We start from the raw sequence: 20,068 nt of genomic DNA, 5'->3' as shown, positions 1-20,068 counted from the left end.
CAACTCCACCGAGCCGGGGCCAGAACCCGAGATTTTCAGCAGCCTTCTAGACGAGTTCGTGACCGCCCTGCAGAAAGTGGTGGACCGGCACGACAACTTGAGAACCGCGGTGCTCTGGGAAGGGCTGCCCGAGCCGGTGCAGGTGGTGCTCCGTCACGCCGCGCTGCCGGTGAAGGAGGTCGTGCTGCCCGGTGACGCCGATGCTGCGGTGCCCGACCACGAACTGGTAGCGCGGCTGCTGGCGGAGTGCCCCCCGTCCATGACCGTCAGCAGTGCTCCTCTGATCCGTATGCACGTGGCCGCGCAGCCCGGCGGCGAGCCATGGCTCGCACTGGTGCAGGTCCACCACCTGATCCAGGACCACACCGCGCTGGACGTCATCCTGGGCGAGGTGCAGGCGTTCATCGACGGACGCGACGACGAGCTGCCCGCGCCCTCGCCGTACCGCGACGTCGTCGCCCAGGCTCGAGGCCAGGTGTCACGGCAGGAACACGAAACGTATTTCAGTCGCCTGCTGGGCGACGTCACCGAGTCGACCGCCCCGTTCGGGCTGGTGAATGTCCATGGAGACGGCTCGGGCGCCACCGAGTCCACCGCCCTCATGGATCCGCGACTCTCAGGCAGGCTCCGTGAGCAGGCACGGCGCCTCGGTGTGAGCCCGGCGACGTTGTTCCACGTCATATGGGCCCGCGTGCTGGCCGCGACCTCGGGCCGCGATGACGTGGTCTTCGGCACGATCTTGTTCGGCCGGATGGGCGTGGGGGCCGAACGGGTCGTGGGCCTGTTCATCAACACCCTCCCGGTCCGTGTCAGCACCGGCGGCGCCGGCACGCGGGACGTCGTACGCGCCGTACAGGCCCAGTTGGCCGAGTTGCTGCTGCACGAACACGCGCCACTCGCGCTGGCACAGCAGACGAGCGGGATACGCGGGGACGCCCCACTGTTCACCTCGCTCCTGAACTACCGCCACAGCAGGACGGATTCCGAGCAGACACGTGCCGGGCTTCCGGGCGTGGATGTGCTGTTCATGCAGGAACGGACGAATTACCCCGTCGGAATGATCGTCGACGACACCGGCGACGGGTTCGTCCTCACCGCTCACGTCGTCGCACCCGGGTCGCCCGACGTCCTGTGCGCCATGATGGAGACAGTCGGCGAAGGAGTGGTCGCCGCGCTGGAATCCGCACCGGATGCGCCTCTCGGCGACATCGATGTCCTGGGTGCCGATGAGCGCCGCCGTGTCCTGGTGGACTGGAACGACACCGCACGCGACGTGCCGGCGGCGACGCTGCCCGAGCTGTTCCAGGCTCAGGCCGCCCGCACCCCGGACGCCACCGCCGTCGTGTTCGGCGACACCGAACTCTCCTACGCCGAGCTCAACGGCCGCGCCAACCGGCTCGCCCGCCTCCTGGTCGAGCACGGCGTCGGACCGGAACGACTGGTCGCCCTGGCGCTGCCGCGGTCGATCGACCTCGTCGTCGCCATCCTGGCCGTGACCAAGGCCGGCGGCGCCTACCTCCCGGTCGACCCCGCCTACCCGGCCGACCGGATCGCCTACCTGCTCACCGACGGCCGGCCCGCACTCGTCATCACCGGCGGAGCAGCGCAAGACGAACTGCCGCTCGCAGACGTTGCGCAGTTGTCCCTGGACGAACCCAAGCTGCGACAGGCCCTGTCGGTCCTGCCCGACGACGACCTGTCGGACACGGAACGCCACGGTTCCCTGCTGACGGCCCACCCCGCCTACGTCATCTACACCTCCGGCTCCACCGGCCGCCCCAAGGGCGTCACCGTCACCCACCACGGCCTGTCGAGCCTGGTCGACGCACAGGCCGAGAAGTTCGCGATCACGGCTGAGAGCCGCGTCCTGCAGTTCGCCTCACCCAGTTTCGACGCCGCCGTCGCCGAGATCGCCGTCACCCTGTGCACCGGCGCCACCCTCATCACCGCCACTCGCGAAGACCTGCTTCCCGGCCCGGCGCTGACCCGCCTCGTCACCCACCAGAACGTCACCCACGCCACCCTTCCCCCCGCCGTCCTTCCCGACCTCGACCCTCACGACCTTCCCGACCTCACCACCCTCATCACCGCAGGCGAAGCCCTCCCTGCGCACCAGGTCACCCGCTGGGCGGCCGACCGCACCCTCATCAATGCCTACGGACCCACCGAATCCACCGTCTGCGCCACCACCGCCCAGCTCACGCCTCCCACTGACGTCCGCATCGGCGCTCCCATCACCAACACCCGCCTCTACGTGCTGAACACCGCCCTGCAACCCGTCGCCCCCGGCGTCCCCGGCGAGCTCTACATCACCGGCCCCGGCCTCGCCCGCGGCTACCTCAAGCGTCCCGGCCTCACCGCCGAGCGCTTCGTCGCCAACCCCCACGGTCCGCGCGGCGAGCGCATGTACCGCACCGGCGACCTGGCCAGCTGGACCACCGACGGACAGCTGGAATACCTCGGCCGAACCGACCACCAGGTCAAGATTCGCGGCTTCCGCATCGAGCCCGGTGAGGTCGAAGCCGCCCTGGCTTCGCACCCGGCCGTCGCCCAGGCAGCCGTCATCGTCCGCGAGGACCAGCCCGGCGACAAGCGCCTGGTCGGCTACGTCGTTCCCACCACCCCGGACGTCGACAGCGCCGCGGTCCGCAGCCACCTCACCGGCCTGCTGCCCGACCACATGGTGCCCTCGGCCGTGGTCGTCCTTGACGCGCTCCCGCTGAGCGTGAACGGCAAGCTGGACCGCAACGCCCTTCCCGCGCCCACGTACGGGACAACCGAGGAGAGCCGGGAACCTCGAACCCCGCAGGAACAGCTCCTGTGCGAGATGTTCGCCGACGTCCTCGGCCTGCCGAAGGTCGGAATGGACGACAACTTCTTCGACCTCGGCGGCCACTCGCTGCTGGCCACGCGTCTGGTCAGCCGCGTCCGCACCACCCTCGGAATGGAACTCCCGATCCGGGCACTCTTCGAAACTCCCACCGTCGCCGGACTCGCCGACCGCCTGACCGACGCCGGGACAGCGCGCCGGAGGCTGACCACCGGGTCGCGCCCCGAGGTCGTACCCCTGTCATTCGCCCAGCAACGGCTGTGGTTCCTCGGTGAACTCGAAGGCGCTTCCGGGCTCTACAACATCCCCATCGCCCTCCGTCTCACCGGAGACATCGACCACGAGGCCCTTCGCACCGCCATCCACGACGTCATCACCCGGCACGAAGTCCTGCGCACCGTCTTCCCGAGCGTCGACGGCTCGCCCAGCCAGCGCATCCTCGGCCCGGACGCGATCGACGTCCAGCTCCAGATGCCCGCTACCGACGTCGCCGAAGCCGGAATCGCCCAGGCCGTCAGGGAGGAAGCCGCACGCGGCTTCGACCTCAGCCGCGAGATCCCGCTGCGGGCACGGCTGTTCACGGTGGCGCCGCAGGACCACGTCCTCGTGGTTGTCCTCCACCACATCGCCGGTGACGGGTGGTCACTCGCACCGCTGGCAAGGGACATCTCCACCGCGTACGCCGCCCGGTCGGGCGGGCACGCCCCCGCCTGGGAACCACTCCCGGTCCAGTACGCCGACTACACGCTCTGGCAGCGTGAGCTCCTCGGGGACGAGGACGCCCCCCGAAGCCTGCACAGCACCCAGCTGACCTACTGGCGTGAGACCCTCGCCGGCCTGCCGGAAGAACTCACCCTGCCCAGCGACCGCCCCCGGCCGCAGGTGGCATCCCACCGCGGCGCCACAGCCGCCGTCCGCGTCGACGCGGACCTGCACGCACGGCTGACCGTGCTGGCCCGCGCCGAAGGCGCCACCATGTTCATGGTGCTCAACGCCGCACTGGCGACACTGCTCTCCCGCTCGGGGGCGGGCACCGACATCCCCATCGGCACCCCCGTCGCCGGACGTACCGACGAGAGCCTGAACGACCTCGTCGGGTTCTTCGTCAACACCCTGGTGATCCGTACCGATGTATCGCGCGCACCTTCGTTCCGGGAGGTGCTGCAGCGTGTTCGCGAGCAGAGCCTGGGCGCCCTCGCCCACCAGGACGTGCCGTTCGAAAGGCTGGTGGAGGATCTGGCACCCGCCCGGTCCATGGCCCGCCACCCCCTGTTCCAGGTCATGCTCGCCCTGCAGAACACCACCGACCCTGCACTCGACCTGCCTGGCCTGGACAGCCACCTGCTGACCAACGGGGACCAGCCCGCCAAGTTCGACCTCGACCTCCAACTCCGCGAAACCCACACCGACGGCCACCCCGCAGGTCTGACCGGCACCATCACCTACGCGGCGGACCTGTACGACCGCACGACCGTGGACTCGCTCGTCCAGCGGCTCATCCGCGTGCTCGACGCCGTCACCACGGACCCCGCGCTTCCGGTCACTGGCATCGATCTCCTCAGCGACATCGAACGCAGGCAGGTGCTCGTCGAGTGGAACGACACCGGCCGGGAGGTGCCGCAGGCCACACTGGCGGAGTTGTTCGAGGCCCAGGTGGCCCGCATGCAGGGCGCCACAGCGGTCGAGTTCGACGACGCCGAGTTGTCCTACGCGGAGCTGAACGCGCGGGCGAACCGTCTTGCGCGAATCCTGGTCTCCCACGGCGTCAGGCCGGAGGACCGGGTGGCGGTGATGATGGACCGCTCGGCCGATCTGGTGGTCGCGCTGCTGGCGACGGTCAAGGCGGGGGCGGCGTACGTGCCGATCGACCCGACTTATCCGGCTGACCGGATCGCTTTCATGCTGGCGGACGCCCGGCCGGCTCTGCTGGTCACGCAACAGGCCCATGTCCGTGCGGACATCCCTGAGGAGCGCGTGGTGGTGGACGATCCCGCCACGTCCGCGGAGCTGGCGGATCTCGGTGGGGAGGACCTGTCGGACGCGGACCGGGGTGGCAGGCAGCCGGCCGTCCACGCGGCGTACGTGATCTACACCTCCGGATCGACGGGGCGTCCCAAGGGCGTGGTCGTACCGCAGCAGGCCGTCGTCCGCCTCGTTCGGCAGGCGAACTACGTTGCGCTGGGCACTGACGATGTCGTTGCTCAGGCGTCGTCGGTGTCGTTCGACGCGGCCACGTTCGAGATCTGGGGTGCGCTGACCAACGGTGCGAAGCTGGTGGGCGTCGACCGGGATGTGCTGCTGTCGCCCGAACGGCTCACCGCGCAGATCGAGCGCAGCGGGATCACCGCCATGTTCGTCACCACCGCGCTGTTCAACCGCCTGGCGGCGGAGTCGCACGAGGGGCTCGGACGCCTGCGGTACCTGCTGTTCGGCGGCGAGGCGGTGGACCCTCTGAGCGTTCGGCGGGTCATGGAGCTCGCCGGGCCGAAGCACCTGCTGCACGTGTACGGGCCGACGGAGACGACGACGTTCGCGACCTGGTACCTGGTGGAGCGGGTCGAGGGCGGTGCCGTACCGATCGGCAGACCGGTCTCCGGCAATCGGCTGTACGTACTGGACGCCGCGTTGCGGCCGGTGCCGATCGGGGTGGCGGGGGAGTTGTATGTGTCCGGGGCCGGGCTGGCCCGGGGATATCTCGATCGGCCGGGGCTGACCGGCGAGCGGTTCGTCGCGAACCCGTACGACGGGCCGGGCGAGCGGATGTACCGCACCGGAGACCTGGTCCGCTGGACCGCTGACGGACAGCTCGAATTCCTCGCCCGCACCGACGACCAGGTCAAGATCCGCGGTTTCCGCATCGAACCCTCCGAGATCGAAACCGCACTGGCCTCCCATCCCGACATCGCCCAGGCCAACGTGGTCGTCCGCGAGGACAGGCCCGGAGACAAGCGCCTCGTCGGCTACGTCGTCCCGGGCGACAACACGAACGACGCCGCCCTCGACGGCGCGGCGGTCCGGGAGTACGTGTCGGGGCTGCTGCCCGACTACATGGTGCCCTCCGCCGTGGTGGTCCTGGACGCGCTCCCGCTCACGGTGAACGGCAAGCTGGACCGCAAGGCCCTGCCCGCCCCCGACTACACCGCCACCAGCCCGGGCCGCGCGTCACGGACCCTGCAGGAAGAACTCCTCGGCCAGGCGTTCGCCGACGTCCTCGGCCTGCCGCACGTCGGGGTGGACGACAACTTCTTCGACCTCGGCGGGCACTCCCTGCTGGCCACCCGCCTGGTCAGCCGCATCCGCACCACCCTCGGGGCGGAGATCCCGATCCGGGCCCTGTTCGAAACCCCCACTGTGGCAGGACTCGCCCAGCGCGTGACGGACTCCGAGACGGCACGCCAGAGGCTGACCACCATGCCGCGCCCCGCCTCGGTGCCGCTGTCCTTCGCCCAGCAACGCCTGTGGTTCCTCGGCGAACTCGAAGGACCCTCCGGGCTCTACAACATCCCCATCGCCCTCCGTCTCACCGGAGACCTCGACCACGACGCTCTGCGGACCGCCCTGACCGACGTCATCGCCCGGCACGAAGCCCTCCGCACCGTCTTCCCGAGCGTCGACGGCACACCGGAGCAGCACATCCTCAGCCCGGACGCGATCGACCTCCAGCTGCCCACGGCCGAGGTGCCGGAGAGCGAGCTCGAGCAGGCGGTGGCCAACGAGTCGCACCGCCCCTTCGACCTCGCCCGCGATGTCCCGCTGAGGGCACGTCTGTTCACGGTGGCGCCGCAGGACCACGTCCTGGTCCTGGTCCTCCATCACATCGCCGGCGACGGCTGGTCGCTCGCCCCCCTGGCGCGGGACATCTCCACCGCGTACGCCGCCCGGTCGGGCGGCCACGCCCCCGCGTGGCAACCGCTCCCGGTCCAGTACGCCGACTACGCCCTCTGGCAGCGCCACCTCCTGGGAGACCCCGACGACCCCGGAAGCCTGCACAACGCGCAGCTCGGCTACTGGCGGCAGGAACTGGCCGGTCTGCCGGAGGAGCTCGCCCTGCCCAGCGACCGCCCCCGGCCCCCCGTGGCCACCCACCGCGGCGGCACCGCGCGCCTGCACATCGACGCCGACCTGCACGAGCAGCTCAGCGCCCTGGCCCGCGCCGAAGGCGTCACCATGTTCATGGTGCTCAACGCCGCAGTGGCGACACTGCTGTCCCGCCTCGGCGCTGGCACCGACATCCCCATCGGCACGTCAGTGGCCGGCCGCACCGACGAGAGTCTGGACGAGCTCGTCGGGTTCTTCGTGAATACCTTGGTGATCCGTACCGATGTGTCGGGCAACCCGTCCTTCCGGGAGATGCTGCGCCGCGTCCGCGAGCAGAGCCTGGGCGCCCTCGCCCGCCAGGACGTGCCGTTCGAACGGTTGGTGGAGGACCTGGCACCCGCCCGGTCCCTGGCCCGCCACCCGCTGTTCCAGATCATGCTGGGCCTGCAGAACACCACATCGCCCAGCCTCGACCTGCCGAGGCTCGACGCTGCCCCGCTGCCCAGCGGCGACCAGCCGGCCAAGTTCGACCTCGACATCCAACTCCAGGAGAACTTCGCTCCCCACGGCCGGCCGAGCGGCCTGACCGGCGTCATCACCTACGCGACCGATCTGTTCGACCACACCACGGTCGTCACCCTCGTCGAACGGCTCGTGCGGCTCCTCGACGCCGTGGCCACCGACACCGCCCAGCCCGTCACCGGCATCGACCTGCTCAGCCCGGCCGAACGCCGCCAGGTCCTCACGGAATGGAACGACACGGCACACGAGGTGCCGGCGTCAACGCTTCCGGAGCTGTTCCAGGCGCAGGCGGCCCGCACGCCGGACGCCACCGCCATCGTGTTCGAGGACAGCGAGGTGTCCTACGCCGACCTCAACGCACGCGCCAACCAGCTCGCCCGCCTCCTCGTCACACGCGGCGCCGGCCCCGAACAACTCGTCGCCCTGGCGCTGCCCCGCTCGACCGACCTCATCGTCGCCGTCCTCGCCGTACTGAAGACAGGCGGCGCCTACCTCCCCATCGACCCCGACCACCCCGCCGACCGGATCGCCTACCTGCTCACCGACGCACGGCCGGCGCTCCTGGTCACCACGGAAGCCGTCCACCCGGAGGGGAACGTCCGTCGGCTCGTTCTCGACGACCCGCACACGACGGACGTCCTCGACGGCTTGCCCGCCGGCGACCTCGAGGACGCCGAGCGGCACGGCCTGTTGCTGCCCGCGCACCCGGCGTACGTCATCTACACCTCCGGCTCCACCGGACGGCCGAAGGGCGTGGCCATCACCCACCAGGGCGTGGTCAACTACATCGCCCGCACCCGGCACGCCTATCCCCACCTCAGCGGAAGCACCCTGCTCCACGCGTCCATAGCCTTCGACCTCGGCGTCACCGCCCTGTACGGCGCGCTCACCAGCGGCGGACGCCTCCACATCGCCACCTGGGACGAAACCCTCCCCGCCGCCCTCGCCGACCACGAGATCACCTTCCTCAAGGCCACACCCAGCCACCTGGCGTTCCTCCAGACCCTCCCCGGCAACTGGGCGCCCACCGGCCAGCTCATGCTCGGCGGAGAACCCCTGCGCACGGCGCAAGTCCAGCAGTGGCACCGCGACCACCCGGACGTGCACGTCGTCAACCACTACGGACCGACCGAGACCACCGTCGGCTGCACCGACCACCCCGTGAACGCCGCCGGCGACATCAGCCAGGGGATCACGCCCATCGGCCGCCCGATGTGGAACACCCGAACCTACGTTCTCGACTCCGCCTTGCGGCCGGTTGCCCCCGGCACCCCCGGCGAGCTGTACGTCGCCGGCGCCCAACTCGCCCGCGGATACCTCCACCGCCCCGCGCTCACCGCCGAGCGCTTCGTCGCCAACCCCTACGGCTCGCCCGGCGAGCGGATGTACCGGACCGGCGACCTGGCCCGGTGGAACACCGACGGGCAACTGGAGCATCTGGGCCGCACCGACGACCAGGTCAAGATCCGCGGTTTCCGCATCGAGCTCGGCGAGATCGAAGCCGCCCTCACCTCCCACCCCGCGGTCACGCAGGCCGCCCTGCTCGTCCGCGAGGACCGTCCCGGCGACAAGCGCATCATCGGCTACGTCGTCGCGGGAGCGGACGTGGACGGCGCCGCCGTCCGCACCCACGTCTCCGGTCTGCTGCCCGACTACATGGTCCCGTCGGCAGTGGTGGTCCTGGACGCACTCCCACTCACCGCCAACGGGAAGCTCGACCGCCAAGCCCTCCCCGCACCGGCGTACGAGACGACCGAGGGGAGCCGGGAGCCGCGGACGCTCCAGGAAGAACTCCTGTGCCAGGTGTTCGCCGGCATCCTCGGCCTGCCGTACGTCGGAGCGGACGACAACTTCTTCGACCTCGGCGGCCACTCGCTGCTCGCCGTACGGCTGGTCAGCCGCATCCGCACGGTGCTCGGGGTGGAGGTGCCGATCCGTGCCCTGTTCGAAAGCCCCACGGTCGCCGGTCTCGCAGCCCGGCTGGAGGGCATGGACGAGACGCGGTCCCGGGTCACGCGCAGGCCGCGGCCCGACGTCCTGCCGCCGTCCTTCGCCCAGACACGGCTGTGGTTGGTGCGTGAACTCGAAGGCGGAAACGCCAACTACAACATCCCGGTGGCCCTGCGTCTGACGGGCGACCTGGACATCGAGGCGACACGTGCCGCCCTGCGCGACGTCCTCGTCCGGCACGAAGTGCTGCGGACCGTTTTCCCGGCCCCCGACGGCACGCCGCAGCAGGTGGTTCTCCCCTCGGAGTCCGTGCCCTTCGACGTGCCGCTCATCGACGTCGCCGAGGCAGACCTGCGAGAGGAGGTTGAGCGGGTATCGCGCTCCGCGTTCGAGCTCCGCACCGACATCCCGCTGCGAGCCTGGCTCTTCAGGCTGAGCCCGCAGGAGCACGTGCTGGTGATCGTGGTGCACCACATCGCCGCCGACGCATGGTCGTTGGGCCCCCTGGCGAGTGACGTGTCGGCCGCCTACACGGCCCGGACCGGCGGCCGGCCTCCCGTCCGGGAGCCCCTGCCGGTCCAGTACGCCGACTACACCCTCTGGCAGCGTGACCTCCTCGGCGACCCGGACGACCCCGCAAGCCTGCACAACACGCAACTTGCCTACTGGCGGGACAGGCTGGCCGGGCTCCCGGAAGAGCTCGCCCTGCCCACCGACCGGTCCCGACCCCGGACGGCCACCCATCGAGGCGACACCTCCGGCCTGCACATCGACGCCGGCCTGCACCAGCGGCTGACCGACCTGGCACGCGCCGAAGGCGTCACCATGTTCATGGTGCTCAACGCCGCACTGGCGACACTGTTCTCCCGCCTCGGCGCGGGCACCGACATCCCCATCGGCACCCCCATCGCCGGACGCACCGACGAAAATCTCGACCAGCTCGTCGGCTTCTTCATCAACACCCTCGTCATCCGCAACGACCTGTCCGGCGACCCCACCTTCCGAGACACGCTCCACCGCGTCCGGGACGAAAGCCTCAACGCCCTCGCCCACCAGGACCTGCCGTTCGAGCGACTGGTGGAAGACCTCGCCCCCGCCCGATCCACGGCGCGCCACCCCCTCTTCCAGACCATGCTCGTGTTGCAGAACGTCGCGCCTGCCACGCTCGATCTGCCCGGACTGGACATAGAGAGACTCGAGGTCGGCGACAATCCGGTCTTCGACTTGTCCTTCGTTCTGGCGGAGGCATTCGACGCCGAGGGCGATGCCGCCGGTGTGAACGGAATAGTCACGTTCGCCGTCGATCTGTTCGACCGCGCGACCGTCGACATGCTCGTCGACCGGCTTGTAGAGGTGCTGAACGCGGTGACGGCCGACCCCGACCTTCCGGTGGGCCGCCTCGATGTGCTGGGTGCCGATGAGCGCCGCCGTGTCGTGGTGGACTGGAACGACACCGCACGCGACGTGCCGGCGGTGACGCTGCCCGAGCTGTTCCAGGCTCAGGCCGCCCGCACCCCGGACGCCACCGCCGTCGTGTTCGGCGACACCGAACTCTCCTACGCCGAGCTCAACGGCCGCGCCAACCGGCTCGCCCGCCTCCTGGTCGAGCACGGCGTCGGACCGGAACGACTGGTCGCCCTGGCGCTGCCGCGGTCGATCGACCTCGTCGTCGCCATCCTGGCCGTGACCAAGGCCGGCGGCGCCTACCTCCCGGTCGACCCCGCCTACCCGGCCGACCGGATCGCCTACCTGCTCACCGACGGCCGGCCCGCACTCGTCATCACCAGCGAAGCGGCGCAGGAGAAACTGACCGCGACCGACGTCACACAGCTTTCCCTCGATGATCCCCAGCTGCGACAGGCCCTGTCGGTCCTGCCCGACGACGACCTGTCGGACACCGAGCGCCACGGTTCCCTGCTGACGGCCCACCCCGCCTACGTCATCTACACCTCCGGCTCCACCGGCCGCCCCAAGGGCGTCACCGTCACGCACCACGGCCTGTCGAGCCTGGTCGACGCACAGGCCGAGAAGTTCGCGATCACGGCTGAGAGCCGCGTCCTGCAGTTCGCCTCACCCAGTTTCGACGCCGCGACGGCAGAGATCGCGGTGACGTTGTGCAGCGGGGCCGGCCTTGTCCTGGCGGCTCAGGAGGACCTGGTGGGCGGGTCGGCGCTGGCTCGCTTCATCACCGCCGGCAAGGTGACTCATGTGACGCTGCCGCCTGTCATGCTGGCCGAGCTCGCTGCGGACAGCCTGCCCACGGTGACATCGTTGGTGACGGCCGGTGAGTCGCTGCGGCCGGATCTCGTCAGCCGGTGGGCGGCGGGGCGTCGCCTGGTCAACGCCTACGGCCCGACCGAGTCGACGGTCTGCACGACGATGGGGGTGCTGGGCGCCGACAGCGCGATCCCGTACATCGGGGAGCCGATCACCAACACCCGGGTGTTTGTGCTGGACGCTGCGTTGCGGCCGGTGCCGGTCGGGGTGGCGGGGGAGTTGTATGTGTCCGGGACGGGCCTGGCCCGGGGATACCTCGACCGGCCGGGGTTGACCGCGGAGCGGTTCGTCGCCAACCCTTACGGCGGGCCGGGCGAGCGGATGTACCGGACTGGTGACCTGGCCCGGTGGAACACTGACGGGCAGCTGGAGTATTTGGGCCGTACCGACGACCAGGTCAAGATTCGTGGCTTCCGTATCGAACTCGGTGAGGTCGAGGCGGCTCTGGCCTCGCACCCGGCCGCCGCTCAGGCCGCCGTCATCGTGCGTGAGGACCAGCCCGGCGACAAGCGCTTGGTCGGCTACGTCGTTCCCACCGGGGACCTGGCACTGCAGACTGGCAGTTCCGCCCTGCGCGCCCACGTCGCCAGCCTGCTGCCGGACTACATGGTGCCGGCGGCGATCGTCGAACTGGAAATACTCCCGCTCACGGCGAACCGCAAGCTGGACCGCAAGGCGCTGCCCGCCCCCGACTACGGCACCGATGCCGGCGGCCGGGGTCCGGCAAACGTGCAGGAGGAAATCCTGTGCGCGGTCTTCGCCGAGGTGCTCGATCTGCCCCAGGTCGGGGTCGACGACAACTTCTTCGACCTCGGCGGGCACTCCCTGCTCGCGACCCGCCTGGTCAGCCGCATCCGGTCCGTGTTCGGAGTAGAAGTACCGATCAGGACGTTGTTCGAGACTCCCACCCCGGCCGCTCTCGCCGGCCGACTGACCACTTCCAGTGTGTCCCGGCTTCCCTTGGCGCCTGCGCAGCGGCCGGAGTTGGTGCCGTTGTCGTTCGCGCAGCAGCGGCTGTGGTTCCTGAGCGAGCTGGAAGGCCCGTCGGCGACCTACAACATCCCGATGGCGCTGCGGCTGACCGGCACGCTGGACACCGATGCTCTGCGCGCAGCGTTGCGCGATGTGGTGGGCCGGCACGAGGTCCTGCGCACGCTGATCACCACCGTGGACGGCCGGCCCTACCAGCGGATCGTGGACACCGACACGATCGGTGACCTGCTCACCACCGTCGACACCGAACAGGTCGCCCAGTCCGGGCTGACCCGGTTGGTCGCCGAGGCGGCGGGCCACCGGTTCGACCTGGCGGGCGAGACCCCACTGCGCGCCAGCCTGCTGCGCATCCGCCCCGACGAGCACGTACTCATCATGGTGATGCATCACATCGCCGGTGACGGGTGGTCCCTGGGCCCGCTGGCCCACGATCTGTCGACGGCCTACGCCGCCCGCTCCGCCGGTGAGGTCCCCACATGGGCGTCCCTGCCCGTTCAGTACGCCGACTACAGCCTGTGGCAGCGGGAGTTGCTGGGCGACGCGTCCGATGCCGGCAGTCTGCTGTCGGAGCAGTTGACGTATTGGCGCGGCGCGCTGGACGGGGTGCCGCAGGAACTGGCGTTGCCGGCCGACCGGCCGCGTCCCCCCGTGGCCTCCCACCGGGGCGGTACGGTCGACCTGCACATCGACGCCGAGGTGCACCGGGCGGTCGTGGATCTGGCCCGGGTGCAGGGTGTGACCGTGTTCATGGTGATGCAGGCGGCACTGGCCGTCCTGCTCAACCGCCACGGTGCCGGGGAGGACATCCCTATCGGTACTCCCGTCGCCGGACGGACCGATGAGGCACTTGACGACCTGGTCGGATTCTTCGTCAACACCCTCGTCCTGCGCTCCGACGTGTCGGGGAACCCCGACTTCACACAGCTCCTCGAGCGCATCCGTGAGCGCGCACTGAACGCCTACGCGCACCAGGACGTGCCGTTCGAACGGCTGGTGGAGGAGCTCACCCCGGCCCGGTCGATGGCCCGCCATCCCCTGTTCCAGGTCATGCTCACCCTGCAGAACAACGCACAGGCCAGACTGGACCTGCCCGGCCTGAACGTCGAGGTGCTGCCCACCGGCAACGGTCCTGCCAAGTTCGACCTGGACGTCCAGCTCAACGAACACCTCACCGACGACGGAACCCCCGCGGGCCTGCACGGCGTCCTCACCTACGCCGCTGACCTGTTCGACCATCACACCGCCGCCGGTATCGCCGAACGTTTTGTTCGGGTCCTGGAGACAGTGACCGCCGATCCGTCCATGCCGGTGAGCCGCGTAGAGGTGCTCGACGCCGTCGAACGGGATCGCATCCTGGTCGAATGGAACGACACCGCCCGCGATGTTCCCCTCGCGACCCTTCCCGAGCTGTTCCAGGCCCAAGCCGCGCGTACCCCGGACGCGACCGCGGTCGTGTTCGACGACACCGAGCTGTCCTACGCGGAACTCAACACCCGCGCCAACCAGCTTGCCCGACTGTTCATCGACCACGGCGTACAGCCTGAGGACATCGTCGCTCTGGCACTGCCGCGGTCGATCGACCTCATCGTGGCCATCCTGGCGGTGCTGAAAGCCGGGGGCGCCTACCTGCCGATCGATCCGCGCTATCCGGCGGATCGGATCGCCTACATGCTCACCGACGCCGGACCGGCCGTCCTCATCACCGGCGAAGCAGCGCAGGACGAAGTGCCGCCGGCCGACGTGCTGCGACTGTCGCTGGAGGAGGCGCAGCTGCGGGAAGACCTGGCTGGCTACCCCGGCCACGACGTGACCGACGCCGAACGCCATGGCCCGCTGTTGATCGGCCACCCCGCCTACGTCATCTACACCTCCGGCTCCACCGGCAGCCCCAAGGGCGTCCTGGTCACCCACCGGGGCGTGCCGAACCTTGCCGCCGACCACATCGAGCGGCTCCAGGTCGGACCCGAAAGCCGGCTGCTTCAGTTCGCCTCGCCCAGCTTCGACGCGTCGGTGGCCGACATGTGGCCGGCATGGCTGGCGGGTGCGGCCGTGGTCCTGGCTTCCGCGGACCAGATGTCTCCCGGTGCGCCGTTGGCGCAGCTGGCCGCCAGGCAGCGCGTCACACACGCGACCCTGCCCCCCGCGACCCTGCCGCTGCTCGCCTCCGCGGGCGGTCTCCCGGAGGAGATGACCCTGGTGGTCGCCGGTGACGTGTGCCCGCCGGAGACCGCTGAGCGGTGGTCTCGCGGCCGGCTCATGCTGAACATCTACGGGCCGACAGAAGCGACCGTCGCCTCGCTGGCCAGCGCTCCCTTGTCCGGGTCCGGCGTTCCGCCCATCGGCGCACCCCTGTGGAACATGCGCGCTTACGTGCTGGACTCCGCACTGCGACCGGTACCCCCCGGCGTCGCCGGCGAGTTGTATCTGGCCGGTGTGCAGCTGGCCCGGGGATACGTCAATCGGCCCGCGCTGACCGCGGAACGCTTCGTCGCCAATGCCTACGGCACGCCCGGCGAGCGCATGTACCGCACCGGAGACCTGGCCCGCTGGAACCCCGACGGCCAGCTCGAGTATCTCGGCCGAACCGACCACCAGGTCAAGATTCGCGGCTTCCGCATCGAACTCGGTGAGGTCGAGGCGGCTCTGGCCTCGCACGCGGCCGTGGGCCAGGCCGCCGTCATCGTCCGCGAGGACCAGCCCGGCGACAAGCGCTTGGTCGGCTATGTCGTTCCCACCGGGGATCTGGCACTGCAGACTGACAGTTCCGCACTGCGCGCCCACGTCGCCAAACTGCTGCCGGACTACATGGTGCCGGCGGCGATCGTCGAACTGGACGCGCTCCCGCTCACGGTGAACCGCAAGCTGGACCGCAAAGCGTTGCCCGCCCCCGATTACGGCGCCGGAGTCACCGGCCGGGGTCCGTCGAGTCCGCAGGAGGAGATCCTGTGTGCGGTCTTCGCCGAGGTGCTCGACCTGCCCCAGGTCGGGGTCGACGACAACTTCTTCGAACTTGGCGGACACTCCCTGCTCGCAGTGACGCTCGTGGAGCGGGCGCGAGAGCGGGGCATCGCCGTGGATGTCCGCTCGCTGTTCGTCAGCCCGACAGTGGCGGAGCTGGCCGCGGCCGTCGAACAGGCGGCCGGGCAGGTGACCGTTCCGCAGAACGGCATCCCCGCCGACGCCACGGTGATCACGCCGGAGATGGTGACGCTGGTCGACCTCACCGGCGAGGAGATCGATCGGATCGCCGCCGCCGTTCCGGGAGGGGCTGCCAACATCGCCGACATCTACCCACTGGCTCCGCTGCAGGAGGGGATCCTCTTTCACTCCCTGATGGAGAGTGGGAACGCCGGCGACCCCTACGTCCTGCCGATCGTGCTGGGATTCGATTCCCGGGCGCGGGTGGAGGCGTTCCTCGCCGCAGTGCAGCGGGTCGTCGACCGGCATGACATTCTGCGGACTTCCTTCGCCTGGGAGGGGCTGCGCGAACCGGTCCAGGTGGTGGCGCGCCAGGCAACACTTGCCGTGCGGGAAGTGAACCTCCCCGTAGAGACGGACCATGACGGCTCGGACGCGGCGGACCGGCTCCTCGCGGAATGCCCGCCGCGCATGGACCTCTCCCGAGGCCCGTTGCTGCACGTTCATCTGGCCCGGCAGCCGGGCGGGGACCGCTGGATGGCGGTCCTGCAGGTTCATCACCTGATCCAGGACCACACCGCGTTGGACGTGGTCATGAGTGAGGTGGCCGCCTTCCTCGACGGGCGGCAGGGCACTCTGCCCGAGCCGCTGCCGTTCCGGGAGTTCGTCGGGCAGGCCAGGTCGGGAGTCTCCTCCCAGGAACACGAGACGTTCTTCACGGACCTGCTCGGCGATGTCAGCGAGCCGACGGCGCCGTACGGCCTACTGGACGTACTCGGAGACGGCCGTGACGTGGCTGAGGCGCGGACGCCGCTGGACGAGGGCCTCGCGGTGCGGCTGCGGGAGCAGGCCCGGAGCCTGGGTGTCAGCCCGGCGACGCTGTTCCACCTCGCCTGGGCGCGTGTCGTGTCAGCCACCTCGGGCCGTGACGACGTGGTGTTCGGAACTGTGCTGTTCGGCCGGATGAACGCCGGAACCGGCGCGGACCGGGTGCCGGGACTGTTCATGAACACCCTTCCCGTCCGGGTGAGCGCGAGTGCCGGGGGCGTGCTGGAAGCGGTGCGGGGGATGCAGCAACAGCTCGCGGAGTTGCTGGTGCACGAGCACGCTCCGTTGGCGGTGGCGCAGCAGGCCAGCGGAGTTTCCGCTCAGACCCCGCTGTTCACCTCGCTGTTCAACTACCGCCACAGCGAGGCCGCCGCTGCCGGCGCCGGGCTTGACGGTGTGGATCTGCTCCAGGCGCACGAGCGCACCAACTACCCGGTCACGGTCAGTATCGACGACACCGGTGAGGGCTTGGTCGTGAAGGCTCAGACGGTCTCCCCGATCGATCCGCGCGCCCTCGCCTCGATGGTGACCACGGCGGCCGACGCCATCGTGTCGGCGCTGGAAACGTCACCGTCGAGCGCACTCAGCCAGGTCGAGGTGCTCCAAGCCGTCGAGCGGGAGCGGCTGCTCGTCGACTGGAACGACACGGCGCGCGATGTTGGCCCCGGGACTCTTCCCGAGTTGTTCCAGGCCCAGGCTGCCCGTACTCCGGACGGGACTGCGGTGCTGTTCGAGGGGTTCCATCTCACGTATGCGGAGCTGAACGCGCGGGCCAACCGGTTGGCGCGGTTGCTGGTGGCGCGTGGTGCGGGCCCGGAGCGCCGGGTGGCGGTGATGATGGATCGCTCGCCGGATCTGGTCGTTGCCCTGCTTGCCGTGGTCAAGGCCGGTGGGGCGTATGTGCCGATCGATCCGGAGTATCCGGCGGAGCGTGTGGCTTACGTGCTGCGGGATGCGCAGCCGGCGCTGGTGGTGACCACCCGTGAGGTCGAGGGTGTGCTGCCGGAGAACGTGGCACGTGTGGTGCTGGACGACCCCGCGACCGTGGCCGAGCTGGCCGGACCGGCTGACGGGGACTTGTCGGACGCCGACCGCGGCGGGGTGCTCCTACCGGCCCATCCCGCCTACGTCATTTACACCTCGGGATCGACCGGGCGTCCGAAGGGTGTGGCGGTTCCGCATGCGGGTGTCGTGAACCGGTTGGCGTGGATGCAGGACGCTTACCGCCTGACCCCGGAGGACCGGGTGGTGCAGAAGACGCCGTTCGGGTTCGACGTGTCGGTGTGGGAGTTCTTCTGGCCGCTGCTGGAGGGGGCCACCCTTGTGGTGGCCCGTCCTGGCGGTCACCGTGACCCGGCGTATCTGGCCGAGCTGATCCGGCGCGAGCATGTGACGATCGCTCACTTCGTGCCGTCGATGCTTCAGGTGTTCGTGACGGCGGCCGAGACGTCGCGGTGGACGCTGCCGTCACTGCGCGCGGTCATGGCCAGCGGTGAGGCCCTGCCTGCCGAGCTGTGGGACCGGTTCGCGGCCTCCTTGGACATTCCACTGCACAACCTGTACGGGCCGACGGAAGCGTCCATCGACGTGACCGCTTTCACCTGTGAACCGGGTGTTGAGGCCGGTGGTGTGGTGCCGATCGGTCGCCCGGTCTGGAACACGCAGGTGTTCGTGCTGGACGCGGCGTTGCGCCCGGTGCCGGCCGGGGTGGCTGGGGAGCTGTATCTGGGCGGTGTGCAGCTGGCCCGGGGATATGTCAACCGGCCCGGACTGACCGCTGAACGCTTCGTTGCCAGCCCCCATGGCGGGCCGGGTGAGCGGATGTATCGCACCGGGGATCTGGCCCGGTGGAACACCGAGGGTGCTCTGGAGTATCTGGGGCGTACCGATGACCAGGTCAAGGTCCGTGGCTTCCGCATCGAGCTCGGCGAGATCGAGGCCGCGCTGCTCACCCACCCGTCGGTGGGCCAGGCCGCGGTGGTGGTCCGGGAAGACCAGCCAGGCGACAGACGCCTCACCGGATACATCGTCCCGGTGGGCGGTTCGGACGGCGCTGTGGACATGGCGGAAGTCCGTGCCGGCCTGTCAGCCGTGTTGCCGGAGTACATGGTGCCGTCCGCGATCGTCCAGATGGTGGACGGGCTGCCGTTGACGGTGAACGGCAAGCTCGACCGCACGGCGCTGCCGGCCCCGGATCACTCCACCGCACCCACGAGCAGGCAACCGGGAACCTCCCACGAATACCTGCTCCGCGAGGTGTTCGCCGATGTTCTCGGCCTTCCTGTGGTCGGGGTGGACGACAACTTCTTCGAACTGGGTGGGCACTCGCTGCTTGCCGTGCGGCTGTTGGGTGAGATCCGCAACGCCACCGGCACACAACTGTCACTCGTGAGCGTGTTCCAGAACCCCACCGTGGCGGGCCTGGCCTCGCTGCTGGGCACCGGCACCGAGGAGGACCTCTTCCAGCCGGTGGTGGCGCTACGCAGGCACGGAGACCGGCCGCCGCTGTTCTGCCTGCCCCCCGCCAGCGGTATCGGCCTGTCCTACATCGGTCTGGTGCGGCATCTCGACGCCGACCAACCGGTGTACGGACTGCAGGCTCCGGGCGTCACGCTCGCGCAGGCGGCCCCGTCCGACCTCAACGCGCTGGTCACCTGGTACGTCGACCACATCACGAGCGTTCAGCCGAGCGGCCCCTACCACCTGCTCGGCTGGTCCATGGGAGGCAACCTCGGGCACGCCGTCGCGGTACGGCTCCAGCAGGCGGGGCACGAGGTGGCTCTGCTGGCCGTCATGGACGCCTACCCGCCGGACACCGACGCCCCGCACGAGGAGGCCGACGACCACACCATCATGGTTCAGCTCCTGCACGCCCTCGGGCACCCGGTGGACACCCCGGACCATCCCCTCACCGTGCCCGAGACATTGAAGATCATCCAGGAGGAGATCCCGGCCCTGAAGGAGCTGACCGAGGACCACATCCGAGGGGTGATCCAGAACACTCGCGACAACTGGGGGATGGTCCGGCGCACCCCGCCGGGACACTTCGCCGGCGACATCCTCCACTTCCCCGCAACCGATACCGGGTTTTCTCCGGAGGAGGTCCGCCGGCGGTGGGCGCCCTACTTCACCGGGCGCCTGCACGTCCATCCCGTTGCCTCCGCACATAACGACATGACGCAGCCCGAGCCCCTGCGTCAGGTGGGGGCAGCACTGGCTGCCGTCTTGGCGAGGCGTTCGCAGTGACGTCGGGGCCCACGCGCGAGATCGCGCGTGGGCCCCACGAGTCCCGCCCGTACCCGCCTGGTCATCTGACGGACACCGGAGCAAAGCAGAGTTCGACTACAGCCGCGGACCCGAGAAGACCTGGGGATGCGGGGCCTTGCGCGTCCGGGACGGCCCGGAGATCACCATGACCGCTTCCTCCCGCGGCAGCGTCCCCTACCAGCAATTTCTGCACAGGTCGAAGACGCCAACCCGACCGGTGAAATC

At 69.9% G+C, this 20,068-nt stretch carries 1 protein-coding gene; it reads left to right on the top strand.

The features are described from left to right. The first annotated feature begins 58 nt into the window (after positions 1-58). Positions 59-19,822 carry a non-ribosomal peptide synthase/polyketide synthase gene (locus tag DN051_RS01435; protein WP_162624772.1) on the top strand — a complete coding sequence of 6,588 codons (19,764 nt, stop codon included), beginning with the start codon at positions 59-61 and terminating at the stop codon, positions 19,820-19,822. The last annotated feature ends 246 nt before the right edge of the window (positions 19,823-20,068 follow it).

Source organism: Streptomyces cadmiisoli (genome assembly GCF_003261055.1).
GTDB lineage: Bacteria > Actinomycetota > Actinomycetes > Streptomycetales > Streptomycetaceae > Streptomyces > Streptomyces cadmiisoli.
Note: the sequence above shows the minus strand (reverse complement) of the source record. Positions and strands in the feature narration are given on the sequence as shown.